Below are 15,014 nucleotides of genomic sequence, written 5' to 3'. Positions count from 1 at the left end.
GCCCCGCCCTGCCTGCCGCGGCCCTCCCGCGGCGGCGGGAGGGTCGGCCGGGCCTCGGGACCCCGGCCTCTCCCGTGCGTAGGCTTGCGGGGATCTGCCCCCGCCCCGCCCATGCCCGCCGTCGTCCCCTTCGACACTGCCGCCCAGCTCGCCCGGCGCCTCGCCGCCCACTACGCCGGGACCGGCAAGGCGGCGCTCGGCTACAAGGACAAGGCCACGAAAGCGTGGACCGACATCACGTGGGACGAGCTGTCCGCCGAGGTCGAGGCGTTCGCAGGCTTCTTGCACGCGCGGGGCGTCCGCACCGGCGACCGGGTGGCGATCCTGAGCGAGAACCGGCCCGAATGGGCTGTGACGGACCTGGCGACTCAGGTCCTGGGCGCGGCGACCGTCGCCCTGTACACGAGCACGCCCGCCTCGGGCGTGGCCACGATTCTGGCCGACAGCGGGGCCAAGGTGCTCGTCGTCTCGACGGGGCTCCAGCTCCGCAAGGCCGACCGGGCCTTCCCCGACTGCCCCGAGCTGACGGCCGTCGTGTCGATGGCCGAGCCACGCAAGGCCCGCCCCGAGACGCCCATCACGACGTGGGCGGACGCGCTCGCCGAGGGGGCCCGGCAGTCGCTCGACCTCGACGCGCTCGCGGCCGCCGTCACGCCGGACGACGCCTCGGCGCTGATCTACACCTCGGGCACGACCGGCGAGCCCAAGGGCGTCGTGATGACGCACCGCAACCTGATGTCGAACGCGCACGCCGCGCTCGCGCGCGTCCCCGTCGACGAGACCGACGTGCACCTGTCGTTCCTGCCGCTCAGCCACGCCTTTGAACGGACGGCCGGGTACACGACGCTGCTGGCGGCCGGCGCCCAGATCGTCTACGCCGAGTCCGTCGACGCCATCTCAAAAAACCTGCCCGAGGTGTCGCCGACGGTGATGGTGTCGGTCCCCCGCCTGTTCGAGCGGATCTACACGACGATCCAGCGGTCGGTCGCCGAGGGCTCGCCGATCAAGCGCGGGCTGTTCGCGTGGGCGGTCGGGGTCGGCGAGGCCGTCGCGGAGCGGCGGGCCGCCGGGCGGTGGGTGCCGCCGCACGTGCGGGCGCAGCACGCGCTCGCGCAGCGGGCCGTCTTCTCCGGGCTCCACGCCAAGCTGGGCGGGCGCGTCCGCTTCGCGATCTCGGGGGGCGCGGCGCTGCCCCAAGAGATCGGGACGTTCTTCGCAGCGGCCGGCGTGCCGCTCATTGAGGGCTACGGGCTCAGCGAGACCGCCCCGATCCTGGCCGCCAACCCCGTCGACGCGCCGGTCTACGGAACCGTCGGCTGGGTGATGCCCGGCACGACGCTGGCGATCCGCGACCTCGACACGGGCCGGATCCTGGCCGAGGCGGACGGCGACGACTACCCGCTCGACCTGACGACGGGCCCGGGCGAGATCCTGGCCCGGGGCCCGGGCGTGATGCCCGGGTACTGGCAGCGCCCCGCCGAGTCGGCGGCCGCCTTCGACGGCGACGGCTGGTTCCGGACGGGCGACGTGGGTCGGTTCGAGGGGGGCTACCTGCGGATCACCGACCGCATCAAGCACATGATCGTCTCGGCCGGCGGCAAGAACGTGTATCCCGGCCCGATCGAGGCGGCGCTCGCGCGCGACCCGTTCGTGGAGCAGGTGATGGTGGTCGGCGAGGGGCGCCCGCACCTCACGGCGCTCGTCGTGCCCGACCTCGAGGCGATGCGCCTACACGCCCAGGCCGAGGGGCGGCCCGCCACCACGCGCGGCGACCTGCTCGCGGAGCCGTCGGTGACCGCCCACCTCGACGCCGTCCTCCGCGCGCACGGCCAGACGGTCCCCAGCCACGAGCGCGTCCGGGCGTTCCGCTTCGCGCCCGAGCCGTTCACGACCGACAACGGCCTGCTGACGCCGACGATGAAGCTGAAGCGCGCGCTCATCGAGGAGCGGTTCGGGGACCTCGTCGAGACGATGTACGAGGCGCGCTAGGCGTCGGGCGCGCGGAGCGCGTCGGCCAGGGCGCCGATGCGGACGGGCTTGGTGAGGTAGCCGTCCATGCCCGCGGCGAGGCAGGCCTCGCGGTCGCGGCGGAGCGCCCGCGCCGTCAGCGCGACCACGCGGGGCTGGCGGTCCGGGGGGAGCTCCTGCCGGAGCCGGCGCGTGGCCTCGAGCCCGTCGAGCCCGGGCATCATGACGTCCATCAGCACCACGTCGTACGGCGTCGCGTGGACCCGCGCGAGCGCGTCCTCGCCGTCGACGGCGACGTCGACCCGGTGGCCGAGCGCGCCGAGCATCTGGAGGGCGAGGGCCTGGTTGTCGGGCTCGTCCTCCGCCAGCAGGATGCGCAGGGCGGGCTGGGCGGGCGCCACCGGCGGCCCCGCGGCGAGGGCCGGGGGCTCCTCCTCGGCCCCGGCGCCAGCCGGCGGTCGGTACGCGAGGACGCGGCGGAGCACGCTGTGCATCGCCGACGCGGTGATCGGCTTGGCGACCGTCGCCGCGACCACGTCGGGGGCGTGGCGGAGCGGCGTCTCCGACGACAGGACGACGAGCGGGAGGTCGGCCGGCGGGCAGTGCTCGCGGATCGCCTCCGCCAGCGCGAGCCCGTCGAGCGCGGGCACCTCGAGGTCGAGCACGCCGATGTCGAACGGCGCCCCGGCCCGGATCCAGCCCAGCGCCTCGGCCGGGTCGGCCGTCGCGGCCACGTCCAGGCCCCAGCGGCCGAGCCGGGCCACCAGCGCGCCCCGGGCCGCCTCGTCGGAGCCCACGACGAGCGCGCGTCGCCCGGTGAGCGCCGACGCGCCCCGGGGCGTCCCCGCCGCGCCGGCGGGCGCCAGCGGCAGGCGGACCTGGAAGCGGCTCCCCTCACCCGGCGTGCTCTCCACGTCCAGCGCCCCCCCCATCCGCTCCACGAACCGCCGCGTGATCGACAGCCCGAGCCCGGTCCCGCCGTACGCGCGCGTCATCGAGGCGTCGGCCTGGACGAACGGGTCGAAGATGGCCGCCAGCCGGTCGGGCGCGATCCCGATCCCGGTGTCGCGCACCGCGATCGCCAGCCACACCGCGTCGGCGGGCGCCGCGCGCCCCTCGACGGCGGCCGCCCGCCCGACGGCCACGTCGACGGCGCCCGAGGCCGTGAACTTGACGGCGTTCGAGACCAAGTTGGCCACCACCTGGTGGAGCCGCTTCTCGTCGGCCAGGACGCGCGCGGGCACGGCCGGGTCGACGGTGTAGCCCAGTTCGATCCCCTTGGCCCCGGCGCCCGGCGACGCCTCGTCGAGCACGCGCGCCACGACGGTCTCGAGCGAGACCGGCGTCTCGTCGAGCTCGATGCGGCCGGCCTCGATCTTCGAGAAGTCCAGGATGTCGTCGATCAGCGAGAGCAACCGCTCGCCCGCCCGCTGCATCGTGCCGACGTACTCGCGCTGCACGCCGTCGAGCGGGGTCATCGAGAGCAGCTCGCCGAACCCGATCACGGCGTTCATCGGCGTCCGGATCTCGTGGCTCATCGAGGCCAGGAAGGCGCTCTTGGCCCGGTTGGCGACCTCGGCCTGGTCCCGGGCCTCGGCGAGTGCCACCACCGTCTCCCGCAGCCGCGTCTCGGCCTCGACCATTTCGGTGATGATGCGGCCCTCGGGGATCAGCAGCACCACGTCGCCCGCCTCGTCGCGGACCGGCTTGATCGAGAAATCGACCGGGACGATCGCCCCGTCGGCGCCGCGCACCTCGGCGGTGTAGCGGACGAAGGCGCCGGCGGCGGCCTCGACGATGGCGTCGCGAAGCATCCGGCGTGCGTCAGCGGAGGTGTCCCACACGGGGCTCTCCCAGAACTTGCGACCCACGAGCGCATCGCGCGGGATGCCAGAGAACTCGACCGCCACGTCGTTGATCTCGACGAGCGTGCCGTCCGGCGTCAGGAGGCCCTGGAACTGGTACTGCGAGTGGAAGATGGCCTGGTAGCGGCGCTCGGCCCCGTCGAGCCGGTGCTGGCGCAAGTCCCGCTCGACGACGCCGCCCACCCAGCGCGCCGCCAGCCGGACGAGCTGGCGGTCGGCGGCGGAGAACCCGCGGGGCCGGGCCTCGGTCGCCGAGAAGTTGATCGTCCCGTACCGCTCGCCGTCGACGACGACCGGCGCGCCGATGTGCGCCTCGAGGCCGAAGTTCTGCCAGCTCGGGTGGCGGGAGTGCTCCGAGGACGACATCTCGTCGATGGCGACCACTTCCTCGTTGGCCGCGTACACGATGTCCGCGTACGTCGCGTCGAGGGGGAACACGTCGCCGGGCGTCAGCTCGGTGCCCTCCGGCGCCGCGCACGCGACCACCTGGAGGCGGTTCTCATCCTCGTCGATCCGGCTGAAGAAGCCGGTCTTGAGGCCGAGCTGGGCGCGCAGCGTCTCGAGGACCTCGCCGACCTTGCCGACGTCGTCGGCCGAGCGCAGCGCGAAGGCGTCCGCGAGCGCCTCGATGCGCGCGACGTCCGCCTCGGACTCGCGCTGGCGGAGGTCCCGTTCGAGCAGCGCCCCGGCCCACAGCGCGGCGAGCCGGACCAGGTCCTGGTCGGCCTCCGAAAAGGGAGCCGTGGGGTGGGTCGCCCAGAAGCTGAGCACGCCCGCGATCGCCCCGTCGACCACGACCGGCGCACCGACGTAGGACTGGAGCCCCTCGGGGAGTCGGCCGGCCGGATCGAGCCCGCTCGCGACGAGGTCGGGGATGGCGACGAGCGCGGCCGAGGCGACGGGCAGGGCGCCGTACGTCTGCCCGATGGGCCGCGTCGTGCCGACCGCCAGCGGCTCGCCCTCAGCTTCGTGGCTCGCAAGGAGGGTGCAGTGCCCATCGGCGAGGGTCGCCAGCACGCCGGTCTGCAAGCCCAGCATGTCCGTCATCTCGCGCAGGACGGCCCCGGCGCGCTCGCCGAGGGGCCCGTCGACGGAGGTCGTCGCGAGCAGGCGCCGGAGGTGGGCGGCCTGGGTCGCCGCCCGCTCCTCGGCGCGGACGCGCTCGGTCACCAGGTTCGACACCGCCACGGCGCCGCCGCCCGCCATGGGGACGACCGTCGTCTCCATCACGTGCTCGCCGTAGTCGGCGGTCCAGGACTGAGGGGAGCCCGCGAGGACGTCGTGGAACGGGTGGCCGGGGCGCTCCTCGGGCGGGATAAAGTCCCAGATGGAAGCCCCGACCGTCTCGTCGTCCTCCAGGCCCAACGCGCGCAAGCCCCGCCCCCGGCTGGTGGTGATGGTGCCCGCGGCGTCGAAGGCGTAAAGGACCATCGGCGCGCCCGAGAGCGCGGTGTCGAGCAGGTGCTCGCGCTCGGCGGCGGCCGCGTCGGCGGCGTGGCGCTCGGTGACGTCGAGGCTGATGGCGACGCCGCCTGTGACGGCGCCGTCGTCGTCCACGATGGGCCGGGCGGACGTCTCGAACCGATGGTCGGCGAACCCGACGGCCCACGCGGCCGGCTCGCCGGCGAGCACGCGCGCGAGCCCGTCCAGGATTTCGGGGTAGTCGGCGTAGAGGACATCGACGCGCTCGCCGATCACCCGCTCCGGCTCGATGCCGATGGCGTCGAGCGGCCGGCCGCGCATCAGCGTCACCCGGGCGTCGGCGTCGAACGCCCACACGACGGCGTCGGCTTCGCCGACGGCCTCGAAGAGCGCCTCGCGCTGCTGGCGGTCGGTGTCGGCGGCGACCCGGGCCGTAGCGTCGACCGCCACGCCGATCCCGCCCTCGACCCGGTCGCCGGGGCCGAGCAGGGGCGCGACGGTCGTTTCGAGCACGCGCCCGGCGACCGTGAGCGTCCAGTGGACGGTCTCGCCCGCCAGCACGCGGGCCACCCCGTCGGCGATCGTGTCGTCGCCCCGGAACCGGTCGACGACGCGGTCGCCGATGAACTCGTCGGGGCCGCTGCCGACGGCGTCGAGCACGCGGCCGCGCCGGAGCGTGATGCGCCCCTCGGCGTCGAAGGCGAACACCAACACGGGCGCGCTCGCGAGCGCGGCGTCGAGGAGCAGCGAGTCCTGACCGAGCTTGTGGACGGTCGCGACCTCCTCGGTCAGGTCCTCCGCCTCGATGACCAGCCCCCCGACCTCGCCCGGCGCCGCGTGCCACGGCTGGATGGCGTAGCGGACCCACTTGCGCCCCGTCGGCCCGTCAATCGGCGCGGCGTCCATCCGCTCGCTGTCGCCGCGCAGGCACCGCTCGTAGACCGGACGCCACTCCGGCTCGACGTGGGGGTGCACCTCGTAGATGGTCCGCCCGAGGAGGGGCGTGCCCGGCTCGATCCCGACGTCCGCCCCCCACGACGGGCTGTGCGCCAGGAACCGCATCTGCCGGTCGAACAGGGCCTTGGGCGTCGGCGAACTCTCGACGAAGAGGCGAAAGGGGTCGGTCGGGGCCATGGAGGCGTCGAGGCGGAACGAGCGGCGGGGCGTCCCAGAGTATCGAGGATCCTCCCGGTGTGCTAAGGGGGGCGGCCCCATATCCGAGCGGGCGCCGCGGGCCGTCGGCGCCGAGGGCCTCCGGGTTCTCGGGCGCTTCACCGCACCCTCGCGCGATGTGCCGCCGCCGCCGTCGTAGCTTCGGGTCCCGCCAGCGGTTTCCGTTGGAGCTCGGGATGTAGCGCAGCCCGGTAGCGCGCCTCGTTCGGGACGAGGAGGTCGTGGGTTCGAATCCCGCCATCCCGACCAGAGAGTGGCCCTCTTGCTTCGGCGAGGGGGCCGCTTTTGTTTGAGGGATGGTCTGTCACGTCTACGTTCTCCGCTCCGAGCGCACAGGGCGGCTCTACGTTGGCCAGACGGCCGACCTCGACCGCCGCCTCCATGAGCACCGGTCCGGGCACACGCCGTCGACTCGCAGCCGAGGGCCCTGGGCTCTCGTGGCCTCCCGCCCCTTTGAGTCACGCGCCGAGGCGGTCCGAACGGAGCGAGCGCTGAAAGCGCTCAAATCCCCACGGCGTGTATTGGAGACGGCGGCCTCGTGGTAGCGCGTCCCGCGGAGCGGGAAGGTCGTGGGTTCGAATCCCGCCATCCCGACTAGACAGCGGCCCTCTCGCCGAGGCGAGAGGGCCGCTTTTGCTTGGACTACCGCCGCACGAAGGTGTCGAACCGGAACGCGGGGCGGTCGCCGTCGGCCGGGTGCGGCTCGCTCGCCGCCCGCCGGTAGGGACCGTCGTCGCCGACGAGGTGGCGGTACGCCGGGAAGTAGGTGTCGCCGGTGAAGGTGCCCTCGACGAACGTCAGTTCGAGCCGGTCCGCCAGCGGCTCCGGGCCGTCGAGGGCGGCCGCGTACAGGCTGGCGCCGCCGCCGATGAAGAGCCGCTCGCGGTCGGCGAACGCCTCCAGCACGGGGTCGAGCCCGGAGTAGACGTGGATGCCGGGGTGGTCGACGCGGCTGGCCGAGCGCGTGAGCACGACGTTCTCGCGGTTCGGGAGCGGGCGGCCAAACTGGTGGAGCAGGCTCTCAAACGTCTTCCGCCCCATCACGAGCGGCCAGCCCGTGGTGAGCGCCTTGAAGCGCTGGAGGTCGGCCGGGAGGTGCCACGGCAGCTCCATCCCGTCGCCGATGAGCCGGTCGCCCGGCGTTCCGGGCGCCTCGGCGACGGCGGCGATGACGACGATCTCGGGCATGGGGACGGGGGACGGGGGACGGGGGACGGGGGACGGGGAAGATGTCCGTCGCTGAGCGCCCACGCCCCGACGGGGCGCTCTGCTCGTTCCTTTTTCCCAGTGCCCCGTTCCCGCGAGTAGAGAGAGCTACACGGCGACGGGAAAACGGATGGCGGGCTGGGGGTCGTAGCCCTCCAGCGTCACGTCCTCGAAGGCGACGTCGTCGAGGCCGCGGGGCGCGCCGTCGGGACCGGGCGCGATGTGGAGCCGGGGCGCGGGCGTCGGCGTGCGCGCGAGCTGCTCGCGCAGGCCGTCGACGTGGTCGACGTAGATGTGGGCGTCGACGAGCGTGTGCGCGAAGCGGCCGACGCGCAGGCCCGCGGCGTCCGCGAGCAGGCGCGTCAAGAGCGCGTAGCAGGCGAGGTTGAAGGGCACGCCGAGCGCGAGGTCGGCCGAGCGCTGCGTGAGGTGGCAGTTGAGGCGGCCCGGGCCGTCGTCGGCGGGCGTGACCTGGAAGCAGAACGTGTAGTGGCACGGCGGCAAGCGGCTGACGGCCGCATTCGCCGGGTGCCACGCGCTGACGACCATCCGGCGGCTCATCGGATTCGTGCGCAAGAGGTCGAGCACGTGGCCGAGCTGATCGAACGACAGCGACCCGTCGGCCTCGCGGCGGACGCGCGCGTGGTCGGCGCCGACCCAGGCCTCGTCGCCGAGCGCGACGCCGGCGGCGGGGACCGGAAAACGGCGCCAGAACCGACCGTACGCGGTTTGCAGCCTGCCCTCGTCGTCGGCCCAGGCGTCCCAGATCTTGGTGTGGCGCCGGAGCTCGCGGATGTGATCGGCGCCGGACAAGTACCACAGGACCTCGCGGAGCATCGATCCGAAGTAGACCTTCTTGGTCGTCAGCAGCGGGTAGCCCTGGGCGAGGTCGACGCTGTAGTGCTCGGCGAAGCTGGCAATGGTGTCCGTGCCCGTCCGGTTCGTCTTGCGGACGCCGGTCGCCAGCACGCGCTCGACGACGCCGAGGTAGGCCTGTTCGGCAGAGGTGGTCGTGGGGGCGGCGGTCTCGGTCATCTTCGGGCTCAGGGTCGGTCGTCGGTCGTCGGTCGTCGGTCGTCGGTCGTCGGTCGTCGGTCGCAAGATGCCGAGCGTTGGGGGGGAGCGCCAGCCGTCGGCACCGCTCGTTCCCCACAGGGTATCCACCACCGGCGGCCGGCGCGGTCGGATCTTTCCCCGGACGGCCTCGTGCCCCCGCCCTCCTCTCCTCCCCCGCCATGGACCCCGGCCTCCACGTCAAGCAGGCGATCAACCACCTCAACAAGGTGCTCGCGTACTACCCCTACGTCGCTGCCGACGGCGAGGCGACGGTCGCGCTGACGCCCGAAGACTGGGGCGTCGTCGCCGACGCCTTTTTCCACATGGGCACCCCGCCCGAGGTCTTCCCCGACGCCATCGCGAGCTACCGGCTCAGCGACGACGGCGCCGAGATCCAGCTGACGGCCACGGACGGGACGCTCATCCACGTGCAGGCCGGGTAGGCGGCCCCGCCGGTCCAACGTCCGCTTGCGCTACTGCCGGACCTCCTGCCCGCGCACGTACTCGACCGCCCCGACGAGTTGGCGGACGAACGGCTCGCAAACCGGCGCCTGCCACCGGCGCTCCTCCTTGAGGCCGGAGCCCACGAGGAAGCCGTCGGCCGCGTCGACGTAGTCGAGCAGGTTGGTGCCGTCGAGGCCGCCGCCGCAGAAGAGCGGGAGCGAGGCGGTCCGGCACGCCGCCTCGACCGCTTCGGGCGTCGACGGCTCGCCGACGGCGGGGCCCAGGATGATCAGGCCGTCCGGCCGGGCCGCCTCGGCGGCGGTCACCAGACCGGCGACGTCGTCGGGACCAGAGGGCCGAATGTCGGCCAAGACGGGGATCGGCGAGGCGTCGAGCGACTCGCGGTAGCGGTGGAAGCGCGCGGCGTGCGTGGGGTCCTTCGCCCAGCCGTCGACGCGGACGAAGTGGCAGCCGGCCCCGAGGGCCACCGCCAGCGCGGCGCGGTCGGCGCGCAGCACGCGGACCCCGACGGGCAGCCGGTCCGCGTTGCGCCGGACGGCCACGGCGATCCGCGTCATGTAGGCCACGACTTCCGGGCCGGTCTCTTCGTCGTCGAGGGCAGGCGCGTCGTGGGCGTTTTCGACGAGCAGCCCGTCGACGCCCAGCTCCACCAGCAGCCGCGCCTCGGCGACCGCCCGGTCGACGGCCGCGCGGACGCTCCGGAAGCCGGGGACGCCCGGCGACGGACCGGCGTGGATCACGGCGACCACGGGCTTCGGACGGGTGAACAGGTCGCGGACGAGGTCGGACATGGGGCGGCGGCGAGCGCCGGGGCGGGACAGGTCTAACCGGCCGCGACGCGCCCGCTGTTCCATGAATACCGGCGGCCGGTGCGCGCGGTCGGGCGTGGGCACCCTTCCTTGGGGGGCACAGGCGCCCGACCCGGCCGGCCGTCGGCTGCACAGGTCACATGAAAAGGCCCGCTCGCGGGTGCCGCGACGCCCCTGCGACGTACCGCCCGCCCCCGAATCACGGGCACCCGCCGCGCGTACCCGCCGCCATGACCGACTCCCCGATCCCCACCCACGCCCTCGACGATGTCGTCGTGCTGTTCGCCGGGGACTCCGGTGACGGGATGCAGCTGACCGGCAGCCAGTTCACGCTGGCGACCGCGCACGCCCGCAACGACCTCGCGACGCTGCCCGACTTCCCGGCCGAGATCCGGGCGCCCGCGGGGACGCTCTACGGCGTCTCCGGCTTCCAGCTCCACTTTGGGAGCCAGGCCGTGCTCACGCCCGGCGACGAGGTCGACCTGCTGGTGGCGATGAACCCGGCCGCGCTCAAGGTCCACCTCCCGCGCGTCCGGGCCGGCGGCGCCGTGCTCGTCAACACGAATGCGTTCGGCGCGCGCGACCTGTCGCTGGCGGGCTACGACGCGAGCCCGCTCGACGACGGGACGCTCGACGGCTACGAGCGCCACGACGTGGAGCTGACGCGCCTGACGCACGAGGCGCTGGCGGAGTCCGGCCTGAGCAAGCAGGAGATCGACCGGGCCAAAAACATGTTCGCGCTCGGGCTGGCGCTGTGGATGTACACGCGGCCGATTGAGCCGGCCCGGGCCTGGATCGCCGAGAAGTTCGCGGCCGTCCCCGACATCCGCGACGCCAACCGCCGCGCGCTCGACAAGGGCTACCACTACGGCGACATCTCCGAGAGCTTCGTCGCCCGCTACGAAGTCGCCCCGGCTGACTTGCCGCCGGGCACGTACCGCGCCATTACCGGGAACGAGGCCCTCGCGCTGGGCTTGGTCGCTGCCGGCCAGAAGAGCGGGCTCGACCTGTTCTACGGCACGTATCCCATCACGCCCGCCTCGGACCTGCTCCACGCGCTCGCGAAGTACAAGGCGTACGGCGTCAAGACCTTCCAGGCCGAGGACGAGATCGCCGCAGTCGGGTCGGCGATCGGCGCCAGCTTCGGCGGAGCGTTGGGCGTCACGGCGACGTCCGGGCCGGGGATGGCGCTCAAGGGCGAGTTCATCGGGCTCGCGACGATGGTCGAGCTCCCGCTCGTCGTGATCGACGTGCAGCGCGCCGGCCCGAGCACGGGGATGCCCACCAAGACCGAGCAGTCGGACCTGCTGATGGCGCTCTACGGCCGCAACGGCGACGCGCCGACGCCCGTGCTGGCCCCGAAGACGCCCGGCGAGTGCTTCCTCGCCGCCTTCCACGCCGCCCGGATCGCGCTCGAGTACATGACGCCCGTCGTGCTCTTGTCCGACGGCTACCTCGGCAACGGGTCGGAGCCCTGGAAGCTCCCCGACGCCGACGCGCTCCCCGACATCCAGGTCTCGTTCGCCACGCCCGAGACGGCCGCGCTCGACGACGGCGCGTTCCTGCCGTACGTCCGCGACGAGGCCACGCTCGCGCGCGGGTGGGCGAAGCCCGGCACGGCCGGGCTGGAGCACCGCATCGGCGGGCTCGAGAAGGACGCCCGGACGGGCGGCGTCAGCTACGACCCCGGGAACCACCAGCGGATGACGGAGACGCGCGCCCAAAAAGTGGCCCGCATCGCCGACGCGTTCCCGGACCTGGAGGTCGAGGGCGACGCCTCGGGCGACGTGCTCGTGATCGGCTGGGGCTCGACGTACGGCGCGCTCAAAAAGGCCGTCGCGAGCGCTCGCGACAGTGGTCTCGCGGTCGGCCACGTCCACCTCCGCTGGCTGAACCCGCTGCCGCCCAGCCTGGGCGACGTGCTCGGCCGCTTCCAGCACGTGCTCGTGCCCGAGCTCAACGGCGGCCAGCTCGTCCGCGTCCTGCGCGACCGCTTCCTCGTTCCGGCCCAGGGCCTGAGCAAGGTCCAGGGCATCCCGTTCACCGCCCGCGAAGTCGAGGCCGCCATTCGGGGGGTGATGAGTGACGGGTAATGGGTGATGGGCCCTCTGCCCCACCCGTTTCCCACTCATCACCCTTCCCTCCTCACCCATCACTCGCCATGCCCCTCCCCGACGACTCGGCCGCGCGGCCCGGTGGCACGCCGCCCCAGCCCCGTGGCGCCGAGGGCGCCCGCCCCGACACGCCCGAGCCCGCCGGCACGCGGAAGCCGGTCGACGCCCCCGCGCAGCCCGCGACCGACGGCGAGCCCGCCCGGCCGCCGATCCCGGAGGACGCGCCCGACACGGGCCGTCCGCCCCAGCCCGCTGGCGCCAAACCGTCGGGGCCCACACCTGCTGGCGCCAAGCCCGCCGGTCCGCCGCCGGGTGGCCCGAAGCGCCCACCGGTCCGCAAGCCCGCCCGGCCGCCCGGCGCCAAGCGCCCCGCCGTGCCCCCGACCGCGCGGACCGTCGACCCCGAGGGCGACGGCGCGGCGCTCGGGCTCCCCGTGCTCTCGCGCAAGGACTTCGTCTCGGGCTCCGACGTGCGGTGGTGCCCTGGGTGTGGCGACTACGCCGTGCTCGCGGCCGTCCAGCGCGCCCTCCCCGACCTCGCCGAGACGCGGGAGAACGTCGTGTTCATCTCCGGGATCGGGTGCTCGTCGCGCTTCCCGTACTACATGAACACGTACGGCTTCCACAGCATCCACGGCCGCGCGCCGGCCGTGGCGACCGGTCTCAAGTCGACGCGCCCCGAGCTCGACGTGTGGGTCGTCACCGGCGACGGCGACGCGCTGAGCATCGGTGCCGGGCACACGGCGCACATGCTGCGCCGCAACGTCGATCTCCAGGTGCTGCTCTTTAACAACCAGATCTACGGGCTCACGAAGGGCCAGTACTCGCCGACGTCCGAGGTCGGGAAGGTCACCAAGTCGAGCCCGTACGGCTCGCTCGACCACCCGTTCAACCCGGCCGCCCTCGCGCTGGGCTCCGACGGCTCGTTCGTGGCGCGGACGCTCGACCGCGACCCCAAGCACATGCAGGCGGTGCTCAAGGCGGGCCACGCCCACCGGGGCACCTCGTTTATCGAGATCTACCAGAACTGCAACATCTTCAACGACGGCGCCTTTTTCGAGTTCACCGAGCGCGACACGAAGGCGCTGCGGACGGTGATGGTCGAGGACGGCCAGCCGATGACGTTCGCGAACGGCACGAAGGGCTTGGTCCTCGACGGCCTGACGTTGCGCGCGGTTGATCTCGACGGCGACCGCACCGCCGACGACTGCCTCGTCTACGACTCGACCGACAAGGGGCTCGCGCTCTTGGTCGCCGACCAGACGTTCTGGAGCGCCGACCTCCCGCGCCCCTTCGGCGTGCTCTATCAGGAGGACCGGCCGACGTACGACGCGATGCTGAACGCGCAGGTCGAGGAGGTCCGCCAGCGGAAGGGCCCAGGCCAGCTGGCCGAGTTGCTGGCGTCCGGCGACACGTGGACCATCGAGTAGTCAGCGGCCGACGACGGTGAACGGCACGCTCGCCGGCTGGCCGCGCTCGACGGCCACGCGGAGCACGTAGGCCCCGGGCGGGAGCCCGTCGGGGACCGCCAGCCGGTGCTCGCCCGGCGCCCACGCCCCGCGGGCGACCACGGCGACGCGGCGGCCGAGGGCATCGATCACGACGGCCTCGACGAAGGCGGCACCGGGGAGCGCGAGCAGGGCCGCTTGGCCACCGGCGCCGGGGTTGGGGCGGACGGCGGAGATGCCCCGCACGATCGGCACCGGCGGGGCCGGTGGGCCCTCCACGCGGCGGGACGGGACACCGTCGCCGAAGGCGGCGAGCAACCCGGCCGCCACCGCCCGCAGCGCCGACACGGAGGCGAGGTAGTCCGGCCCTCGGGCGAACGGGAAAGCCACCAGGACCGTGGCGCGTTCGCCTGGGGCTAGACGGGCCGGGCCCGTCGTCGCGATCGACGGGCGGTCGCCGGGGATCATGGCGGTCCCCTGGCCGTCGGCGTTGAGCTCCGACCAAAACGCGTGCTCGGCCGGGTCGCCAGTGAACCCGAAGACGGTGGCTGGCGCGCGCTCACACGCCAGGCTGTAGCAGGGGTACCCCACGCCATGCCCCCTGAGCGCCTCCCCCCTCACGGTGAGCCCGCGCTGCACGTTGTACACCTGCACCGGGTGGAACGGGCTGCCCGTCCCGTAGTCGTCTTCCATGAGGGGGGCCGTTGCCAGCCGTGCGCGTTCGCCGGGCTCGTCGATGGCCCCGTCGTAGTCGTCGTCTCGGCCGTTGGGCAGGGCGACGGGCCCACGCAACATCTGGACGCCCCACGCGGGCGGAGCCGGCCCGTACCCGGGGTCGTACGCCCCGTTGTCCGCGTCCACGGCCTGCCCGTTGTATGTGTAGACGAGGTGCCGGAGCGTGTCGACCCCAGCGTAGTCGTCGTTGGGGTTGCCGATGTCGGCGTCGACGTACAGGCTCAGCCGGAGGCTGTCCAACGGGGTGCTCCGCCGGTTGACGACATCGAACTGGACGAACGAGGCGAGGCGGAGCGGGTCCAGCGGGACGCCGGGGAACGGGGACGTCTCGAACGCAAACGCGAGCACGCGGACCTCGACGCCGAGCGGCGCGGTCCCTCGGACGCTCCCTCCAAGGTCGTGCGTGTTGCCGGCATCGTTCATCACCCACCACGCCGCCACGTCACCCAGGAGGTCGGGCTGGTCGCCTGCGGCGAGGTCGTAGTTGTCCGGGATCCCGTCGCCGTCGAGCACCGGGGCGCCGAGGTGGGCGGGCCACTCGGTGAGGTCAGCCGTCGCCTCGCCGGTTGCGTAATACCGCTCGATGTCGGCGCGGGAGACCGTCCAGATCCGGTCGAACGCGACGCAGTCGGTAGGCGGCGCGTCGGCGTCGGGGAGGGGTCCGGGCCACAGGTTGCTCGGCCCGTAGAGCCAGCCCGCCGTTCGGAGCGAGTCCTCGACGAACCCCGAAAGGAGGAGGTCGGCACTAAACAC

10 protein-coding genes and 1 tRNA gene are annotated in these 15,014 nt (G+C 73.6%); 6 read left to right on the top strand and 5 right to left on the bottom strand.

Going from position 1 to position 15,014, the window contains the following annotated elements:
- The first annotated feature begins 111 nt into the window (after window positions 1–111).
- Window positions 112–1,989, top strand: a complete 1,878-nt coding sequence (locus ACLIRP_RS02375) for an AMP-dependent synthetase/ligase (RefSeq protein WP_412062355.1) — start codon at window positions 112–114, stop codon at window positions 1,987–1,989.
- Here the strand turns inward: ACLIRP_RS02375 and ACLIRP_RS02370 are convergent.
- On the bottom strand, window positions 1,986–6,389 hold the full coding sequence (locus tag ACLIRP_RS02370; protein WP_412062354.1) for a PAS domain-containing protein: 4,404 nt from the start codon (window positions 6,387–6,389) through the stop codon (window positions 1,986–1,988). The genes ACLIRP_RS02375 and ACLIRP_RS02370 overlap by 4 nt on opposite strands.
- A 211-nt stretch (window positions 6,390–6,600) precedes the next feature.
- Here ACLIRP_RS02370 and ACLIRP_RS02365 point away from each other — a divergent pair.
- A tRNA-Pro gene (locus ACLIRP_RS02365) sits at window positions 6,601–6,677 on the top strand.
- Between the two features lie 47 nt (window positions 6,678–6,724).
- Window positions 6,725–6,973, top strand: coding sequence for a GIY-YIG nuclease family protein (locus ACLIRP_RS02360; protein ID WP_412062353.1), 249 nt, complete (start codon window positions 6,725–6,727; stop codon window positions 6,971–6,973).
- A gap of 97 nt (window positions 6,974–7,070) precedes the next feature.
- On the opposite strand, the gene ACLIRP_RS02355 is transcribed toward ACLIRP_RS02360, so the two are convergent.
- Together ACLIRP_RS02355 and thyA are read right to left on the bottom strand one after the other, a co-directional pair.
- Window positions 7,071–7,616 carry a dihydrofolate reductase gene (locus ACLIRP_RS02355; RefSeq protein ID WP_412062352.1) on the bottom strand — a complete coding sequence of 182 codons (546 nt, stop codon included), beginning with the start codon at window positions 7,614–7,616 and terminating at the stop codon, window positions 7,071–7,073.
- A 126-nt stretch (window positions 7,617–7,742) separates the two neighbouring features.
- Complete coding sequence (gene thyA / locus ACLIRP_RS02350; RefSeq protein ID WP_412062351.1) at window positions 7,743–8,669, bottom strand: thymidylate synthase; 927 nt, start codon at window positions 8,667–8,669, stop codon at window positions 7,743–7,745.
- Window positions 8,670–8,869: 200 nt separating this feature from the next.
- On the opposite strand from thyA, the gene ACLIRP_RS02345 reads away from it, so the two are divergent.
- Window positions 8,870–9,133, top strand: a complete 264-nt coding sequence (locus ACLIRP_RS02345) for a hypothetical protein (protein ID WP_412062350.1) — start codon at window positions 8,870–8,872, stop codon at window positions 9,131–9,133.
- Between the two features lie 30 nt (window positions 9,134–9,163).
- Here ACLIRP_RS02345 and ACLIRP_RS02340 read toward each other — a convergent pair whose 3' ends face one another.
- Complete coding sequence (locus ACLIRP_RS02340; protein ID WP_412062349.1) at window positions 9,164–9,946, bottom strand: BtpA/SgcQ family protein; 783 nt, start codon at window positions 9,944–9,946, stop codon at window positions 9,164–9,166.
- 248 nt (window positions 9,947–10,194) lie between these two features.
- On the opposite strand from ACLIRP_RS02340, the gene ACLIRP_RS02335 reads away from it, so the two are divergent.
- Together ACLIRP_RS02335 and ACLIRP_RS02330 are read left to right on the top strand one after the other, a co-directional pair.
- Window positions 10,195–12,057 carry a 2-oxoacid:acceptor oxidoreductase subunit alpha gene (locus ACLIRP_RS02335; protein WP_412062348.1) on the top strand — a complete coding sequence of 621 codons (1,863 nt, stop codon included), beginning with the start codon at window positions 10,195–10,197 and terminating at the stop codon, window positions 12,055–12,057.
- A gap of 68 nt (window positions 12,058–12,125) precedes the next feature.
- Window positions 12,126–13,508: a thiamine pyrophosphate-dependent enzyme gene (locus ACLIRP_RS02330; protein ID WP_412062347.1), complete on the top strand. Its 1,383-nt coding sequence runs from the start codon at window positions 12,126–12,128 to the stop codon at window positions 13,506–13,508.
- On the opposite strand, the gene ACLIRP_RS02325 is transcribed toward ACLIRP_RS02330, so the two are convergent.
- Window positions 13,509–15,014, bottom strand: coding sequence for a hypothetical protein (locus tag ACLIRP_RS02325; RefSeq protein ID WP_412062346.1), 1,506 nt, complete (start codon window positions 15,012–15,014; stop codon window positions 13,509–13,511).

Source organism: Rubrivirga halophila, from assembly GCF_046845755.1.
Classification (GTDB): domain Bacteria; phylum Bacteroidota; class Rhodothermia; order Rhodothermales; family Rubricoccaceae; genus Rubrivirga.
Note: the sequence above shows the minus strand (reverse complement) of the source record. Positions and strands in the feature narration are given on the sequence as shown.

What these genes read in the sequence shown, in the direction of transcription:
- ACLIRP_RS02370 (WP_412062354.1), bottom strand. Translation starts at nt 6,389, where the DNA reads ATGGCCCCGACCGACCCCTTTCGCCTCTTCGTCGAGAGTTCGCCGACG.
- ACLIRP_RS02335 (WP_412062348.1), top strand. Translation starts at nt 10,195, where the DNA reads ATGACCGACTCCCCGATCCCCACCCACGCCCTCGACGATGTCGTCGTG.
- ACLIRP_RS02345 (WP_412062350.1), top strand. Translation starts at nt 8,870, where the DNA reads ATGGACCCCGGCCTCCACGTCAAGCAGGCGATCAACCACCTCAACAAG.
- ACLIRP_RS02375 (WP_412062355.1), top strand. Translation starts at nt 112, where the DNA reads ATGCCCGCCGTCGTCCCCTTCGACACTGCCGCCCAGCTCGCCCGGCGC.
- thyA (WP_412062351.1), bottom strand. Translation starts at nt 8,669, where the DNA reads ATGACCGAGACCGCCGCCCCCACGACCACCTCTGCCGAACAGGCCTAC.
- ACLIRP_RS02355 (WP_412062352.1), bottom strand. Translation starts at nt 7,616, where the DNA reads ATGCCCGAGATCGTCGTCATCGCCGCCGTCGCCGAGGCGCCCGGAACG.
- ACLIRP_RS02340 (WP_412062349.1), bottom strand. Translation starts at nt 9,946, where the DNA reads ATGTCCGACCTCGTCCGCGACCTGTTCACCCGTCCGAAGCCCGTGGTC.
- ACLIRP_RS02360 (WP_412062353.1), top strand. Translation starts at nt 6,725, where the DNA reads ATGGTCTGTCACGTCTACGTTCTCCGCTCCGAGCGCACAGGGCGGCTC.
- ACLIRP_RS02330 (WP_412062347.1), top strand. Translation starts at nt 12,126, where the DNA reads ATGCCCCTCCCCGACGACTCGGCCGCGCGGCCCGGTGGCACGCCGCCC.